Genomic DNA, 15946 nt, shown 5'->3' with positions numbered 1-15946 from the left:
ACTAGAAAAAACTGTTAATCATTCACGAGCAAGTAATAGGTAAATTTTTTTACAAAGGAAGCGAAACGCTGGAGTTAAATAGGAAAAGTATAAATGGAAAGAAGATGAAACAATTGGCAGTAAATAGTATTCGAACACAAATAGAATTAATTTTAGGTGAGTTACCTGTCTCAGAGAAAAAGATAGCAGAATATATTCTTTCTCATACAAAAGAAGTAACCCATATGACAATACATCAAGTAGCAAAAGAAGCAGAAGCAAGTAGTGCGGCTGTTGTTCGCTTTTGTCGATCATTAGGGGTGACGGGTTTTCCGGATTTGAAAGCACGTCTATACGCTGAAGTAGAGCATATGCATCATGTAGGGTATTTTGATATTGAACCTAATGAAAAAGCGCAGTCAATTATTGATAAAACGTTATCTAATACAGTACAAACACTTCATGATACAGTGGGTCAATTAGAAACGAAATCTATTGGAAAAGCAGTGAATTTCCTAAGAGATGCAGAAGTTATTTATATTTATGGAGTAGGGGCATCTTTTCTTATTGCAGAGGATGTAGCACAGAAATGGATTCGTCTAGGTAAAAAAGCTTATGCAATTTCAGATCGCCATTTGTTAGCAGTAGCAATGGCTACTCAATCAGAAAATGCATTACTTTGGGGAGTCTCCTATAGTGGAGAAACAAGGGATGTAATAGAGCTAATGAAAACAGCAAAAGAGCTTGGGCTGAAAACAATTAGTCTTTCTCGTTTAGGGAACAGTAAGATTTCTGAGCTAGCAGATGTATCTTTATTTACAGCACGTGCACCCGAAGCGAAATTTCGTAGTGCAGCAACAAGTTCTCGATTTGCTCAACTATTAGTAGTCGATGTTGTTTTCTTTGCATACTCGTCTTCTCAATATGAATTTACAGTAAAGCAATTAGAAAAAACAAAACATGCTATACAGCACCTGCATGAATAAATGCCTTTCTGTTACAAAGTTGAAAAAAATAAGTAGTCACGTCACTATTGAATTAGCGAGTGCTAGGCAAGGAAGAAATCTTGAAATGCCGAAAAGGGGTTTTGGTGCAAAGATTGTACTATAAGTTCTATCTAAGCTAGAATTAAGTGCTAATTGTTCTTGACTCATTTTGGAAAGAGTTCTGTGTTTTTGTAACGTAACTCCAAATGCCTCTTCAATTTTCAAGAGATCATTCTCCTTATCTTTATAAGACAATTTTGAGAGAGTAATCCTTTGCGCTCTGCAGATTATAGTCCGCAATTATTTGTTTATCCCGCTATTTGTGGGCAGTAATTCCCCCACCTCAAAGTTCTGCAAGGAGCAAAGAAGTTAGGTGGGGGATAAACTGCCTGTAAAAGCCCGATTGGTGAGGGCTAATAATCAGTGAGGGATGAAGAAAACCCCTACTGATTAAAGTTTCACTTTATCCTTTACCGCAATAGCGTTGCCGAGTCCGAAGAAAGTCAATCCTAAGAAAAAAAGAAAATACCGAAAGAGTCTCAGTCCCATTTTATCACCGCTCTTTTTAAATATACAATTATATACATATCAGATGAATAAGTCTGAGAAATCAAGTCATTTATATTAATATATAAATTTATTAATAAAAATTTTTAATAGGTGTTTAGTAATAATAAAGTTAATTCATTTTGAAGCATTAACCTTCCATAATACTGTTCTGAATATGATTTATCCTTGCGATAGAACTCTTTTGAAAGTCCTGTTTTTTCACAAATTTGTGTGAGTGTAATGCTGCTTCTTGTACGTATTTCGTGTATTGCAGAACCAATATTCATAATAATTATTCCGTCTTTCTGTTAATTAACATTCATATAACGGCGACCTTCTTTTTTTACTTTCTTTCAAAAAAGAATTGACGAATAACAAAACATACTGTATGTTTTGTTATGTAAATAAAAGTTTCTTATTACAAAACAATAAAGGGGAGTTCAAAATGAATCAATATATTGGGAATTTAATTATTCGTATCGTGTTAGGGGTAACGTTCTTTGCGCACGGTTTAGCAAAGTTTCAATCAGGGATTGATAACGTTGCAGGCTGGTTTACAAGCATGGGATTACCAGGTGGCTTTGCATATGGAGTAGCAACATTTGAATTAGTCGGTGGTGTGTTATTAATTATCGGTTTAGGTGTAAGATATGTTGGATTATTATTTGCACTTATTTTAGTTGGAGCAATTGTAAAGGTAAATGGAGCTGCTGGGTTATTAGGAGATGGAAAGAATCCTGGATATGAACTAGATCTTGCTTTATTAGCAATGGGTGCTTACTTATTCGTTGCAAAAGCAGAAGGGTATGTAGATCGTTTCCTAAAGGAAAAAGTAATGAAAAAAAACTAAAAGGGATTTTGTCCCTAGTGCTAACAAGAAAAAATTCACACGATTTTTTATATGTAAAAAACGCTGTTCTTTTGGTAAATAAATTTGCAAAAAGACGGCGTTTTTTTGTGCAATCATTACTATTTAAAGAATTTAAATGAAATATGTTACTACATGCGTTGGAGTATTTATCTTGTATTAAGGTATTTGTAAGGCGTTAGCAGCTCGTAATCTTCTTATTTTAATGGGGTTAGAATTGTTTGTATAAATTTGTGTGAAGAAGAGTTGACTTCTATTCTAGTTGTAACTATAATGATTACAACAAAGACGATAAATATGAAAACTAGTAGCATCTTTACAATTACTGTACATATTTTTTTATCTTTATTGTAACTGATTAAGTTACAATAAAGAGTGATAATAAAAAAGTGAGGGAATATAAGATGCCTGTAAAAATTAAAGTCAATGAATTTGATGGCATGCATTCGTACACATTCCATATTCTCAATCTAATCTCCAAAGTAGCTACAACTCTCGTAGTTTTAAGAAACTGTTATTTCACCTCTTATGATAAGCACTCCAATTTTCTGATAATTGGAATATGTTACTTGCTATGCTGGATGCAGCAATAGATTAGAAAGGAGAAACTGAATTTGAAACGATTAAAGCTTTATATAATTAGTTGTCTTGCTCTCGCATTATTAGTGAGCTGTAATGTTATAGAAAAACCAACAGCAAAGGCAAAACAAGTGAAAGAAACAATGGCAACAAAATTGAATACAAAAGAAAAAATGGTAGAAATTGATGGCCAAACGATATATTTTAAACAAATTGGTGAAAATAAACCACCTTTACTTATGCTTCATGGTTTTGGAGGTTCCTCTAATGGCTTTGGTGATATTTATCCGAAATTAGCAAAAGATCATACTATTATCGCGGTCGATATTTTAGGTTTCGGTCACTCTTCGAAGCCAATGGATTTTCAATATTCATTTCCAAACCAAGCAAATTTATACTATAAATTAATGAAAAAGTTAGGCTATGATAAGTTTGTGATATTGGGTCATTCGATGGGGGGAGAAATATCTCTCAATTTAACGTACTTATATCCAAATGCAATCACACATCTTATTTTATCTGATGCAACAGGGATAGAATCCTTGCAGCAAGGAGAAGGATCAATAAAACCCAATTTATCGACTGACTTACATACCGTATCTGCAATTACAGACTATCATGAAAATAAAGTGAAATATAAACGTGAGGATACAGAACATTATACAGAATTGAGTAAAATGCGGCAGCGTCGCCTTATTATCGATGCGAATGAAATTCATGTGCCAACCTTGATTATTTGGGGAAGACATGATAAAAGCGTTTCATGGAAAAACGGCGAAACATATCATCAATTATTAAAAAATAGTACCTTCCATATTATTGAACAAGGTTATCACGCCCCATTCCGTCAAGAGCCAAAAGAATTTATGGAATATGTACAAACATTTTTTGAAAAACATCGCCTTGCTAAAAATGATTAATATGGACATTATGTTTTAATGAAATAAAAATCTTTACTTTAAAATTGAAATAAAGTTGTTTGAATAATAAAGATTTCTTTTTTATATGTATATAAATACAAATTAAAAAACCGACATAAAACCCTTCTTTTTAGGTGGGAGAGAGCATCCGGCCATGCATAGAAGCGGTCAGATCTTTTTCCTACTTAGACACAGTGAAAACAAAGAGAGAAAACGAGTGCAGGTCACCTTTTGTTATCCATAGCCGCTGCTATATGTCGAAAAAGCGAAATGGATTTATATAGAATAAAATTATCTTTTTAGATAACTTTATTTTTTATCCTGCTATTCGTGGTCAGTAAGAACTCCATCTCAAGATTCAGAGAGAAACAAAGAAGATAGGTGGGGGATAACTGTCCGTAAAAGCCCGATTGGTGAAGGCTAATTATCAGTGAGGGATGAAGAACTCCCCACTGATAAAAGTTTCACTTTATCTATTTCTATTGATATCGAACATGCAATCCGTGTAGATATTAGACTAAACAAATACGCTGTTTTTTCGAATACTGCGACTTTAGTCACGGGGAGTTCAATATTAAACTCGCGATAAATTATAAAATTAAGGTATAATAGAATCTAGTGAATGAATGCAACATCTTCAATTCATATTGTTTGTCAATAATATGAAATCGTAACGAATTCATTATCGTTATGTTGAAGAAGTATAGTATTTCATAGTAATATATTTGTGTAGATTCAAAGTTGAAAGAGAGTGGAACAGAATGGGCCGTAAGTGGAACAATATTAAAGAAAAAAAAGCGTCAAAAGATGCAAATACGAGTCGTATATACGCAAAGTTTGGACGCGAAATTTATGTAGCAGCAAAGCAAGGTGAACCAGATCCAGAATCAAATCAAACTTTAAGAGTTGTACTTGAGCGTGCAAAAACTTACAGTGTACCGAAAACGATTATTGACCGTGCGATTGAAAAAGCAAAAGGTGGTTCAGAAGAAAGCTATGACGAACTTCGTTATGAAGGTTTCGGACCAAATGGATCAATGGTAATCGTGGATACACTGACAAATAACGTGAACCGTACTGCGGCAGATGTGCGTGCTGCATTTAGTAAAAACGGTGGTAACATGGGAGTAAATGGATCTGTAACATATATGTTTGATGTAACGGCTGTCATCGGCCTTGAAGGTAAAACAGCAGATGAAGTGCTTGAAATATTAATGGAAGCAGATGTAGACGCACGTGACATTTTAGAAGAAGATGAAGCGGTTATCGTTTATGCTGAACCTGACCAGTTCCATGCAGTACAAGAAGCATTCAAGAATGTTGGTATAACTGAATTTACAGTTGCAGAATTAACAATGCTTGCGCAAAATGAGCTAACACTTCCAGAAGATGCACAAGAACAATTTGAAAAAATGATTGATGCATTAGAAGATTTAGAAGATGTGCAACAAGTGTACCACAATGTGGATTTAGGGGAATAATACATGAAAGCAGACCTTTATTATGTAACAAAGGTCTGCTTTTTTAGATTTTTCATGAAAGCCTGACAGAGTAGTTTTTCAATGATTTTATTGTTAATGTTAGAACATATCGCCGTGTACGTACAATCAAAATGAAACAAATTAAAATATGATGAATGTCTTTTGTTGTGAGAAAGTGTATAGAAGTGTTATGGTGAAACGTATTACAAGGAACGATGAGATATATAAATACAAATTTAAAAACCGACATAAACCCCTTCTTTTTAGGTGGGAGAGAGCATCCGTTCATGCATAGAAGCGGTCAAATCCTTTTCCTGCCCCATGCGAAGTGAAAACAAAGAGAGTAAACGAGTGCAGGTCACCTTTTGTTATCCATAGCCGCGGCTTATATGTCGAAAAATCAAAATGGATTTATATAGATATGTCTGTTTTCCAATACCAAGTATGAATCCATCCTTGAGAAAAATGTGGAACGCTTCATTATGAAGGTAGTAATCATTTCCGGCTAAAAGGTCGTTAATGTTTTAAGGGGAAAGTATATATGTTTATGCTTTCAACTAGGGTGGCAACGCGGGTTAACTCTCGTCTCTTTTATAGGAACGGGAGTTTTTTGTGTTTTTTGTAAAGGAGGATATGAGATACTAGATGTAGTGAGAATAGTAGTACAATTACAGTTGAAATAAATAAAAATATTGTGCAGCAGGGTCTATAATAAAGGGAGATAACATTAAAAGGAGTGAATTAGCATGAAACAAGGAATCATAGAACGTTTTACAAGATATGTCAAAGTAGACACACAATCCAGTGAAGAAAGTCATACAGTACCATCAACATCTGGGCAGATTGAGTTCGCTAAACAATTAGTGGAAGAATTAAAAGAGATAGGATTATCAGAAGTAACGATGGATGAGAATGGTTATGTGATGGCGACACTTCCTGCAAATACGGATAAGCAGGTACCGGTGATTGGCTTTTTAGCGCACCTGGATACTGCAACAGATTTTACAGGGGAAAATGTTAAGCCCAAAGTCCATCAAAATTTTGATGGTAAAGCGATTACACTGAACAAGGAATTAGGCGTTATTTTAACGCCAGAAATGTTCCCGGAGTTGCCTTCTTATAAAGGGCATACATTGATTACTACTGATGGAACAACACTTCTTGGCGCAGATGATAAAGCTGGAATTACGGAAATTATGACCGCAATGGACTATTTATTGCATCACCCGGAAATCAAACATGGGAAAATTAGAGTGGCATTTACACCTGACGAAGAAATTGGTCGTGGACCAGCACATTTTGATGTGAAAGCTTTTGGGGCAACATTTGCTTACACGATGGATGGTGGACCGCTGGGGGGACTAGAGTATGAAAGTTTCAATGCTGCAAGTGCCAAACTTATTTTCAAAGGAAACAATACTCATCCTGGTACAGCCAAGAATAAAATGGTCAATGCAAATAAGCTAGCGACGGAGTTCCACGAGCAACTACCGGCAGTAGAGGCACCAGAGTATACAGATGGTTATGAAGGATTCTACCACCTTATCTCGATAAATGGTGATGTTGAACAAAGTCAATCCAATTATATTATCCGTGACTTTAACCGTAACAACTTTATTGCCCGAAAAGAAAAAGTGGCAGCAATCGCGAATCAGATGCAGGAGAAGTATGGTGCTGAAAATATTATCCTCGAGATGAATGATCAATACTACAATATGCTTGAAAAGATTGAACCGGTCAAGGAAATTGTCGATATTGCTTATGAAGCAATGAAAAACCTCGATATCGAGCCGAAAATCCAACCAATCCGTGGTGGTACTGATGGTTCCCAATTATCGTATATGGGTCTGCCAACACCAAATATTTTTACCGGTGGGGAAAACTACCACGGTAAATTTGAATATATTTCTGTAGATAATATGGAAAAAGCTGTTCAAGTTATTATCGAGATAGCGCGGTTATTTGAAGAAAAAGCATAAAAGAAACAAACCCAGATAGTGTTAGATTACTATCTGGGTTTTAAAATTCTTTTAAATCTAAAAACGCTGGATTACTATCTTCAGTGTTTTCTTTTCATATCAGATTGATTTTATTCTGATTGTTGAGCTGACTGTGTTTGAAGGGATGATTGTACTTGACTCACAAAGGTTTGAGCTTGAGCTATCTCAGTTGAAGCTTGTTTTAAAGCTTCCTCACATAGTACTTGATCTGCAGCAGATTGTTCAATTGCTTGTGTAATCAGTCCCTTAGAAAGGGATACTGCTGCTTGAGCTTTTTTTAATTGGTTAATATCAATTTGTTGTGGCATTTTTGTTTCCTCCTGTATTGCATTTTTTGTACCCTTATATGATTTTCTCTTATCTCAGTTTTTATGTACATTTCTTTTATGTGTTGAACTTTTGGAAGCTGGAAATTTGTTTTCAGTATGAATCTTCATCATATATATTTATAATTCTCTGGCACTGTTCTTTGTCCAATAAGGCTGGAATTGTGGCATAGCCATGGTCGTCTAGAGAATGTTGCAACGCATCCCAATCAAGGAATACAATGCGTTCCTTAATACAACTAGGCACTTTCGGTTCCATCTCTCATATCTACCCCTACTTTTTCCAATAACAATAAATACTTCTTCATTTCTAAACCACCCCTAAAACCAGTCAATTTTCCATTTTTCCCAATGACCCGATGGCAAGGAATTGTAATCAAAACTGGATTGGCGCCAATAGCTGCTCCAACAGCACGTACCGATTTTGGTCTTTGAATCAACTCCGCAATATCAGAGTATGAATAGGTTTGCCCATAAGGAATTTCACGTAATGCCTTCCAAACTGATAATTGAAACGGAGTACCCTTAATATCAATAGGTAATGTGAAAATCTTACGTTGCCCTTCAAAATACTCTATTAATTCGGCAACATATGGATATAATCTTTGGTCATCTTGTACCAAAATGTGCTGTGGAAATCGGTTCTTAGCCCAATTTGACAATTCTTCAAAATCCTTATTTTGAGAACCCACGAAACAGAGTCCTTCTGATGTCGTTGCGATATGTATATTCCATTGCTCGTGAACAAATAATGTCCAATGCAAGGTTTGATTATTTTTCAATTCCACTGCCTAACACCTCCACATTTGATTGTCGATATTCTGTAGGCGTATATCCTGTTTTCTTTTTAAATAATGTTGCAAAATGGGCTGTATTAGGTATGCCTACCGCAAAACCTATTTCCATAATGGTTTTTTTCGTGTTGGTAAGATGTTGAATCGCTTTGGAAATTCGTGTTTGCTGGATATATTCAATTGGGGTGATCCTCATAACTCGTTTGAAAGTACGCTGTAAATGATAAGGACTGCCGTGACACATATCTGCTAGCGTTTCTAACGTTAATGTTTCATTGTAATTATTATCAATGTATTCCGTAATTTGTGTTACCCAATCTTCATCGGGCAATCTCAGTCCATTCGGTTTACATCGTTTGCAGGGGCGGAATTTTTCCGATAGAGCTTGCTGTGCATCTAGAAAAATTCGTACATTATTTATGTTAGGAGTTCTGGATTTACATGATGGTCTACAAAAAATACCAGTGGTCTTTACTGCGTAAAAAAATTTGTCATCATATGATGAATCATTGTGTACAATTGCTTGCCATCTTTCGTCTGTCATGCTATCCGCACACGTATCTGTCCCAAAAGAATTCGGAGTTTCTCTCTGAATGTTTTCATGATCTTGTGGCCCTTCATTTTTCATGTGAACACCTCCGAAATCAGTATACCCCGAAAGAAGTACGTATGTACGCATGTAAGAATATAAGAGCAAGATTACAAAGATATTCTACTGAAAGACAAGATAGAGTTGAACTTTATTTAGAACGAAAAAATACAAGAATTCACACTGAAATTTTTACCTAAATAAATATAATTGTTAAAAGGATGATTCCCTTATCAGGTAAGATGGGTTACACCAGAGTCCTGATAAAGGGGCTTTTTATTAAAAAAATTATTTTGTAAACGAGTGTGTGTAAGTATATCTTTGTTTACTGTTTCTATAGATAGTAAACTTGCATTAGAAGCATGAGGATTTGTTTCAGTGTTTAAATAAAGGGATTATTTACAGCCAACTTAGAATGTAATAATATGAATAAAATTTTCTGAAAGGAGCATACAAAGATGATGAATAAAAGTAAGTTTTTTGGGTATATCGGAACTTATACGAAAGGTGACAGCAAAGGTATTTACAGCTTTACGCTGGATACAGAAACAGCAAGAATCTTGGATGTAAAGGAAGCGGCTCATTTAGACAACCCCACGTACTTAACCATTAGTCAAGACAATCAATATCTCTATTCGGTAATAAAAAAAGAGGAATCAGGAGGTGTAACGGCTTATTCAATTAACGATCAGACCAAAAATCTTGAAGTGCTAAATAACCAATTGTTAGAAGGAGCACCCCCTTGCCATGTTAGTGTTGACAGAAAAAATCACACAGTAGTTACAGCAAATTACCATAAAGGGACAATTGAATCCTATCTAGTAAATCAGGAAAATGGAACTGTAAGTTCTGCAACATCCATTATTGAACATAAAGGTTCGGGCCCAAATAAAGAAAGACAACAAAAGCCGCACACACATTACGCGGGATTTACTCCTGATGAAAAATATGTAGTAGCTATTGATTTAGGAATCGATAAATTGATTACATATGAAGTAAATAGCGGTATTTTAACGGAAGTTAGCAATTTATCTGTCAATCCAGGAAGTGGTCCAAGACATCTTGTGTTTCATCCAAATGGAAAATACGCTTATATGATGACTGAACTTAGTTCAGAAGTAATCGTTTTAACATATAATGCTGAGGACGGCAGTTTTAAAGAGTTACAATACATTTCTACCATTCCAGAAGAATATAATGAGAACAACCAAGGTAGTGCGATTCATATCTCTTCGGATGGTCGCTTTGTATATGCAGCAAACCGGGGAGATAATAGTATTGCTGTTTTCCGTGTAAATCAAGATTCAAGTAAACTTATTTTTGTTGAATCTATATCTACAGAAGGGAATTGGCCACGAGATTTTGTACTTGATCCTACTGAAAAATTCCTTGTTGCTTTAAATGAAAAATCCAGTAATCTTGTGTTATTTTCAAGAAACGAGTCTACAGGAAAGCTAACGCTTTTGCAGTCTGATGTTGTTGTTGTGCCTGACCCGGTATGTGTGAAGTTTTTGAATACTTAAGTTATAAATAGTATTGAAGTAGATATGTTGTAGGCGTCTATATAAATACAAAATAAAAAACCGACATAAAACCCTTCTTTTTAGGTGGGAGAGAGCATCTGGCCATGCAATAAAGCTAAAAAAACAAACGTTCGATTACATTAGGCGTAATCGAACGTTTGTTTTTTTAGGAGGGATTCTTTGAAAGATATTAATATTAAAAATAATGGTAAAGTGGATATAAATGTAAGTGTTGTTTGTTGTAACACCCTCTACAAAAGTGGACGGTGTTACGGTTTCGAAATTAAACTCTATTGTTAGTGTACACATAATTGTTCAAATTTCTAAAATTATTCTTGAAATAATTGGTATATAAATATATACTTAATAACGATAATCATTATCAATTGGTGAAGATAGAAAAGATGATTTGTTATTAGAGGAAGTGAAGTAAATGATTTTCAATGTTGAATAGATGTACGCTAAGGAAATACATAGATAAAGACGATGTTTCATTTGATTCATAAAAATCATTAAAATGGTGTATTTTATACATTTTAAGATTGTAAATTTGGAGAGGAGTAGTTAGAAACATGAAGAAGAAGTTATTTGCGCTAGGAATGGTAACGGTATTAAGTGTAGGTCTTGCAGCATGTAACAGTGCAGAAAAGAGTTCAGGAGAACAAAAGCAGCAAAGTAAAGCGACTGAAACGAAGAAGGATGAGAAACAGAAAATCACATATCTTGGGAAAGAATATACAGTGCCTGCAAAAGTATCAAAAATTGTAACAGCTAGTTTAGAATCAATGGAAGATGCAGCTGTACTAGGTATTAAGCCAGTAGGAGCAATTACAGTAGGTGGAAAGTTACCTGAGTATTTAGCAAAAGATTTAGAAGGTGCAAAATCTGTTGGTGAGAAAATGCAACCCAATTTTGAAACGTTACTTCAATTAAAACCAGATGTAATTACATCTAGTTCAAAATTCCCACCAGAAACGTTTGAGAAGTTTACGAAGGTAGCTCCTACATTCCCAGTGTCACACATTTCTACAAATTGGGAAGATAACTTAAAGTTAATGGGAGAGCTATCTGGTAAGAAAGATAAAGCAGAAAAAATTATTAAGGATTACAAAGCAGATGCTGAGAAAGCAAAAGGAAAACTATCAGACAAGTTAAAAGATAAGAAGGTTCTGGTAGTAAGACTAAGAGCTAGTAGCTTGTATCTTTATCCAGAAGGCGTATACTTCAACCCTGTTATTTACAAAGATTTAGGATTAACTGTTCCAGAACAAATTAAAGCTGTAAAAGCACAAGAAGCAATCTCTTTAGAAAAATTCGCTGAAATCAATCCAGATTATGTCTTCCTACAATTTGAAGCAAGTGAAAATAAAGATAAGCCAAAAGCGCTAGAAGAATTAGAAAGCAATCCAATTTGGCAAAGTATTAATGCTGTCAAAGATAAAAAAGTATTTGTAAACACTGTTGATCCAATGGCACAAGGTGGTACTGCTTGGAGTAAAACAGCATTCTTAAAAGAAGCAGTGAAAAATTTATCTAAATAATTAAATAAGTAAGGTGCGTTGAATGATATGCGGAAAATAAATTCAGTACCAATGATAATTGTATGTTTAGCACCCATATTTATTTTACTGACGATTATGTTATCTATTTTATATGGGGCGAAAAATATTGATTTTGAAACAGCTTGGAATGCACTGTTTCATTTTGATTCAGGAAATGTAAATCATAATATTATTATTACTTCTCGTTTACCAAGGGTAGTTGGAGCTCTATTAGTCGGAGCATTTCTAGCCATATCAGGAGCACTTATGCAGGGGATGACAAGAAACTATCTTGCATCCCCTTCTATTATGGGTGTTACAGATGGCTCTGCATTTGTTATTACAATTTGTATGGTGTTCCTTCCAGGCATGTCTTCAGTGGGTATGATTTTATGTTCTATGCTTGGCTCAGCATTAGGAGCTGGAATTGTTTTTGGATTTGGTTCATTGCTTCGAAATGGATTATCACCAGTTCGGTTGGCTATTATAGGAACTGTTATAGGAACATTTTTAAGTAGTATTTCTGCTGCAATTGCATCCTATTTTCAAGTCTCGCAAAATATTAGCTTCTGGTATAATGCGAAATTACATCAAGTGGATCCGAATATACTCAAGTTAGCAATTCCGTTTGGCTTAGCTGGTATTATTCTGGCGCTTCTTATTTCAAAATCTATTACGATTCTTTCGTTAGGAGAAGAGGTTTCTATTAATTTAGGCCAACGTACAAAACTTGTAAAAGCTGCTGCAATTATATCTGTTGTGTTTTTAACAGGTACTGCGGTTGCTTTAGTTGGAAAAATTGGTTTTGTAGGACTAATTATTCCTCATGTTACTCGCTTTTTAATTGGAGTAGATTATAAATGGATTGTACCGTGTGCTGGTGTAATCGGTGGAGTTTTTCTAGCCTTATGTGATGTGTTAAGTAGATTTGTAAATTATCCATTTGAAACACCAATAGGGATCGTTACGTCATTAATTGGAATTCCTTTCTTCCTTTACTTAATTAGAACAAGAGGAGGAGAGAAGCATGCTTAGAGGTTCAACCCAGCGTTATGTAATGACAATGAGTATTATCATATTTTTAATTTTGAGTGCAATTTATATAAGTTTAACAAATGGTACGTTTGATATTACGATTACAGATGTATTTCGAACGATATTTCGGATTGATCCAGTTCCTGAGCATGATTTAGTTATATTTGATTTTAGGCTTCCTAGAATTGTAATTGCTGGATTAGTAGGAGTAGGACTTGGAATTGCAGGTGCTGTTATTCAAGGAGTTACACGAAATGGTTTAGCAGATCCAGGTATTTTAGGGATTAATGCAGGAGCAGGAACTGCAATCGTTATCTTTATGTTTTTCTTTCAAGGCCAAATAAAAATTACAGATTGGATCTCTATCATGATGATGCCACTATTTGGTTTAGTCGGTGGCATAGGGGCCGCTATATTAATATATATGTTCTCTTGGCGAGATGGAAAATTAGATTCGCAGCGTCTTTTGCTAACAGGGATTGCAATAGGTTCAGGCTTTGGAGCATTTTCCATGTATGTATCATTGAAAATGAAAGCTACTGATTTTGAAATGGCTGCGGTTTGGGTTTCGGGAAGTATATATAATGCAAACTGGAAATATATTATTGCAATATTGCCATGGCTCATTATCTTAATTCCAATTATCAAAAGAAAAGCGTACTTGCTCGATTTATTTCAATTGGAAGAGACGAGTATAACAAGTTTAGGAGTTTCAGTAGAAAGAGAAAAATCCATTTTATTATTAAGTAGTATTGGATTAGTAAGTGCTTGCGTTTCTGTTTCAGGAAGCATTGGTTTTGTTGGTTTAATGGCGCCGCATATTGCGAAACGTCTTGTTGGCATTCATCATAATCATGTTATTCCTGTATGCGGAGCAATTGGAATGCTACTTGTTATTGCCTCTGATTTTATTGCGAAAACAATTTTTACACCAGCAGAGTTACCAGTTGGAATCGTGATTTCAATTATTGGTGTACCATATTTCTTATATTTATTATACAAAGCGAAGGCGTAAAAGGAGTGATAAGAAGTGAATGTCTTATGCGTAGAGAATTTAGAAACAAGCTATGAAAAATTTACGGTGTTTCGTGATTTAAATGTAGAAATACAGGAAGGCAAAGTAACGACGATTATCGGACCAAATGGATGTGGAAAATCTACTTTGTTAAAAACAATGGGCCGAATTTTAAAACAGAAGAATGGTAAAGTGTATTTACAAGGGCAGGATTTACACACCATCCCGACAAAACAAATTGCGAAGCAGCTGGCTTTATTACCACAAAACCCAATTGCTCCAGGAGAATTGAAGGTAGAAGAACTGATTTCTTACGGGCGATATCCACACCGTAACAATGTCAATAAAATATCATCTAAAGATAAAGAAATCATTGAATGGGCGATGGATATTACAAAAACGACTGCTTTTCGTAAACGTCAAATCGCGAATTTATCAGGTGGGCAAAGACAAAAAGTGTGGCTAGCAATGGCTTTAGCGCAAGAAACAGAAGTTTTATTATTAGATGAACCAACTACCTATCTTGATATGTCTCATCAATTAGAAGTACTGCAAATAGCTGAACGATTAAATAAGGAACATAAATGTACGGTTGTTATGGTTTTACATGATATTAATCATGCGGCACGATTCTCAGATGAGATTATTGCAATGAAAGAAGGAAAAATCGTTACAACTGGAAGACCAGTAGAAATTATTACAAATGAAGTGTTAAAAAATGTATTTCATATTGATGCAAGAGTAATGATAGATCCTTATAATGGTGCTCCTGTATGTTTCGGTTACGACAGTGTATTCCAAGAGGAAAATACAGAAATTTATGTAACGAGTTAAAAAGTAAGAGGGAGGATTTTATCTCATGAATTTCAGTATTGAAAAACAAGATGCTATCATTTCGAATACAGAACAATGGAATATGCATTCCAAAAAAGACAATCGTCAATATCAAATTTATGTTTCGAAGCCGAAGCAACCAGCTCCACCTTCTGGATATCCCGTGATTTATGTATTAGATGGGAATGCTTTTTTCCAAACGTTTCAAGAGGCTGTGCGGGTACAATCTGTTAGATCTGAAAAAACGGGAGTTATACCAGCTATTATTGTTGGTATCGGTTATCCAGTAGAAGAAAATTTTGCTGCTGCCTACCGATTTTATGATTTTACACTTCCATCGTCTTCTCTTACTTTACCGCCAAGACCAGATGGAAAACCATGGCCGAAAACAGGAGGAGCGAATGTTTTTTTTGATTTTATTCAAGAAGAATTGAAACCACAAATCAATAAACAGTTTCAAATTGATTGTAAGAGACAAACAATATTTGGACATTCATTAGGTGGATTATTTGCTTTGTACGTATTGTTTACAAATATAAATGCCTTTCAAACATATTTTATAAGCAGTCCTTCTATTTGGTGGAATAACCAATCCATTCTCGAAAAAGAGTCAGCTTTTATAAATGAGTTAGACAAAGTAGATTCTGAGATTGGAGTTTTTCTAACCGTGGGATCATTAGAAAAAGATCATATGGTTCTTGATGCAAATGCACTATCGGAGCGTTTAGTTGATTTACAACATAGTAGATTACGATTTGCTTTCCATGAAGCTGACGGAGAAAATCATGCATCTGTAATACCGACCGTTTTAAGTAGGGCATTACGGTTTGTATTTAATCAATAATTGTAGATAAAGGGTTCTATACATGATTAAAATCTAAAACAAAAAAGGTAAGCACATATTCGTTATGCGCTTACCTTTTTTAT

General features: G+C 34.8%; 16 protein-coding genes. 11 read left to right on the top strand and 5 right to left on the bottom strand.

Annotated features, from left to right (window positions below; genetic code table 11):
* Positions 1-104: 104 nt before the first annotated feature.
* Positions 105-965, top strand: coding sequence for a MurR/RpiR family transcriptional regulator (locus tag QRE67_RS17185; protein ID WP_286121441.1), 861 nt, complete (start codon positions 105-107; stop codon positions 963-965).
* Between the two features lie 36 nt (positions 966-1001).
* Here QRE67_RS17185 and QRE67_RS17180 read toward each other — a convergent pair whose 3' ends face one another.
* Positions 1002-1190: a hypothetical protein gene (locus QRE67_RS17180; RefSeq protein ID WP_286121440.1), complete on the bottom strand. Its 189-nt coding sequence runs from the start codon at positions 1188-1190 to the stop codon at positions 1002-1004.
* 769 nt (positions 1191-1959) lie between these two features.
* Between QRE67_RS17180 and QRE67_RS17170 the strand changes: the two genes are divergently transcribed.
* The 4 genes from QRE67_RS17170 (at position 1960) to pepT (ending at position 7341) form a co-directional block, all read left to right on the top strand.
* Complete coding sequence (locus tag QRE67_RS17170; protein WP_286121438.1) at positions 1960-2364, top strand: DoxX family protein; 405 nt, start codon at positions 1960-1962, stop codon at positions 2362-2364.
* Positions 2365-2996: 632 nt separating this feature from the next.
* The gene (locus tag QRE67_RS17165; RefSeq protein WP_286121437.1) at positions 2997-3881 is read left to right on the top strand and encodes an alpha/beta fold hydrolase; all 885 of its coding nucleotides are present in this window, start codon (positions 2997-2999) and stop codon (positions 3879-3881) included.
* Positions 3882-4642: 761 nt separating this feature from the next.
* Complete coding sequence (locus tag QRE67_RS17160) at positions 4643-5362, top strand: YebC/PmpR family DNA-binding transcriptional regulator (RefSeq protein WP_286121436.1); 720 nt, start codon at positions 4643-4645, stop codon at positions 5360-5362.
* 746 nt (positions 5363-6108) lie between these two features.
* Positions 6109-7341 (top strand): peptidase T, encoded by a 1233-nt coding sequence (gene pepT, locus QRE67_RS17155; protein WP_286121434.1) that lies wholly within the window; start codon positions 6109-6111, stop codon positions 7339-7341.
* Between the two features lie 110 nt (positions 7342-7451).
* Here pepT and QRE67_RS17150 read toward each other — a convergent pair whose 3' ends face one another.
* The 4 genes from QRE67_RS17150 to QRE67_RS17135 all read right to left on the bottom strand — a co-directional run bounded on the left by QRE67_RS17150 (position 7452) and on the right by QRE67_RS17135 (position 9026).
* The gene (locus tag QRE67_RS17150) at positions 7452-7670 is read right to left on the bottom strand and encodes a hypothetical protein (RefSeq protein ID WP_286121433.1); all 219 of its coding nucleotides are present in this window, start codon (positions 7668-7670) and stop codon (positions 7452-7454) included.
* A 112-nt stretch (positions 7671-7782) separates the two neighbouring features.
* A complete protein-coding gene (locus QRE67_RS17145; RefSeq protein WP_286121432.1) occupies positions 7783-7947 on the bottom strand; it encodes a hypothetical protein in 165 nt (54 codons plus the stop codon).
* On the bottom strand, positions 7928-8476 hold the full coding sequence (locus QRE67_RS17140) for a methylated-DNA--[protein]-cysteine S-methyltransferase (protein ID WP_286121431.1): 549 nt from the start codon (positions 8474-8476) through the stop codon (positions 7928-7930). Before QRE67_RS17140 ends, QRE67_RS17145 begins: the two co-directional genes overlap by 20 nt.
* Positions 8460-9026, bottom strand: a complete 567-nt coding sequence (locus QRE67_RS17135; RefSeq protein WP_483298711.1) for a bifunctional transcriptional activator/DNA repair enzyme AdaA — start codon at positions 9024-9026, stop codon at positions 8460-8462. Before QRE67_RS17135 ends, QRE67_RS17140 begins: the two co-directional genes overlap by 17 nt.
* A 503-nt stretch (positions 9027-9529) precedes the next feature.
* On the opposite strand from QRE67_RS17135, the gene QRE67_RS17130 reads away from it, so the two are divergent.
* The 6 genes from QRE67_RS17130 (at position 9530) to QRE67_RS17105 (ending at position 15863) form a co-directional block, all read left to right on the top strand.
* Positions 9530-10594, top strand: a complete 1065-nt coding sequence (locus QRE67_RS17130; protein WP_286121429.1) for a lactonase family protein — start codon at positions 9530-9532, stop codon at positions 10592-10594.
* 572 nt (positions 10595-11166) lie between these two features.
* Entirely contained in the window at positions 11167-12135 is a 969-nt protein-coding gene (locus tag QRE67_RS17125) for an iron-hydroxamate ABC transporter substrate-binding protein (RefSeq protein ID WP_286121428.1), read from the top strand.
* Between the two features lie 27 nt (positions 12136-12162).
* Positions 12163-13170: a FecCD family ABC transporter permease gene (locus QRE67_RS17120; protein WP_286121427.1), complete on the top strand. Its 1008-nt coding sequence runs from the start codon at positions 12163-12165 to the stop codon at positions 13168-13170.
* A complete protein-coding gene (locus QRE67_RS17115) occupies positions 13163-14185 on the top strand; it encodes a FecCD family ABC transporter permease (protein WP_286121426.1) in 1023 nt (340 codons plus the stop codon). The genes QRE67_RS17120 and QRE67_RS17115 overlap by 8 nt, the downstream gene beginning before the upstream one ends.
* Positions 14186-14200: 15 nt before the next feature.
* On the top strand, positions 14201-15019 hold the full coding sequence (locus tag QRE67_RS17110; protein WP_286121425.1) for an ABC transporter ATP-binding protein: 819 nt from the start codon (positions 14201-14203) through the stop codon (positions 15017-15019).
* A gap of 25 nt (positions 15020-15044) precedes the next feature.
* A complete protein-coding gene (locus tag QRE67_RS17105; RefSeq protein ID WP_286121424.1) occupies positions 15045-15863 on the top strand; it encodes an alpha/beta hydrolase in 819 nt (272 codons plus the stop codon).
* Positions 15864-15946 lie beyond the last annotated feature (83 nt).

The organism is Bacillus sp. DX3.1, assembly GCF_030292155.1.
Taxonomy (GTDB): Bacteria; Bacillota; Bacilli; order Bacillales; family Bacillaceae_G; genus Bacillus_A.
The sequence above is the reverse complement of the archived record's forward strand: the minus strand, read 5'-3'. Positions and strand labels throughout refer to the sequence as shown.

What these genes read in the sequence shown, in the direction of transcription:
- QRE67_RS17135 (WP_483298711.1), bottom strand. Translation starts at nt 9,026, where the DNA reads ATGACAGACGAAAGATGGCAAGCAATTGTACACAATGATTCATCATAT.
- QRE67_RS17120 (WP_286121427.1), top strand. Translation starts at nt 12,163, where the DNA reads ATGCGGAAAATAAATTCAGTACCAATGATAATTGTATGTTTAGCACCC.
- QRE67_RS17170 (WP_286121438.1), top strand. Translation starts at nt 1,960, where the DNA reads ATGAATCAATATATTGGGAATTTAATTATTCGTATCGTGTTAGGGGTA.
- QRE67_RS17185 (WP_286121441.1), top strand. Translation starts at nt 105, where the DNA reads ATGAAACAATTGGCAGTAAATAGTATTCGAACACAAATAGAATTAATT.
- QRE67_RS17160 (WP_286121436.1), top strand. Translation starts at nt 4,643, where the DNA reads ATGGGCCGTAAGTGGAACAATATTAAAGAAAAAAAAGCGTCAAAAGAT.
- pepT (WP_286121434.1), top strand. Translation starts at nt 6,109, where the DNA reads ATGAAACAAGGAATCATAGAACGTTTTACAAGATATGTCAAAGTAGAC.
- QRE67_RS17125 (WP_286121428.1), top strand. Translation starts at nt 11,167, where the DNA reads ATGAAGAAGAAGTTATTTGCGCTAGGAATGGTAACGGTATTAAGTGTA.
- QRE67_RS17150 (WP_286121433.1), bottom strand. Translation starts at nt 7,670, where the DNA reads ATGCCACAACAAATTGATATTAACCAATTAAAAAAAGCTCAAGCAGCA.
- QRE67_RS17105 (WP_286121424.1), top strand. Translation starts at nt 15,045, where the DNA reads ATGAATTTCAGTATTGAAAAACAAGATGCTATCATTTCGAATACAGAA.
- QRE67_RS17130 (WP_286121429.1), top strand. Translation starts at nt 9,530, where the DNA reads ATGATGAATAAAAGTAAGTTTTTTGGGTATATCGGAACTTATACGAAA.
- QRE67_RS17145 (WP_286121432.1), bottom strand. Translation starts at nt 7,947, where the DNA reads ATGGAACCGAAAGTGCCTAGTTGTATTAAGGAACGCATTGTATTCCTT.
- QRE67_RS17115 (WP_286121426.1), top strand. Translation starts at nt 13,163, where the DNA reads ATGCTTAGAGGTTCAACCCAGCGTTATGTAATGACAATGAGTATTATC.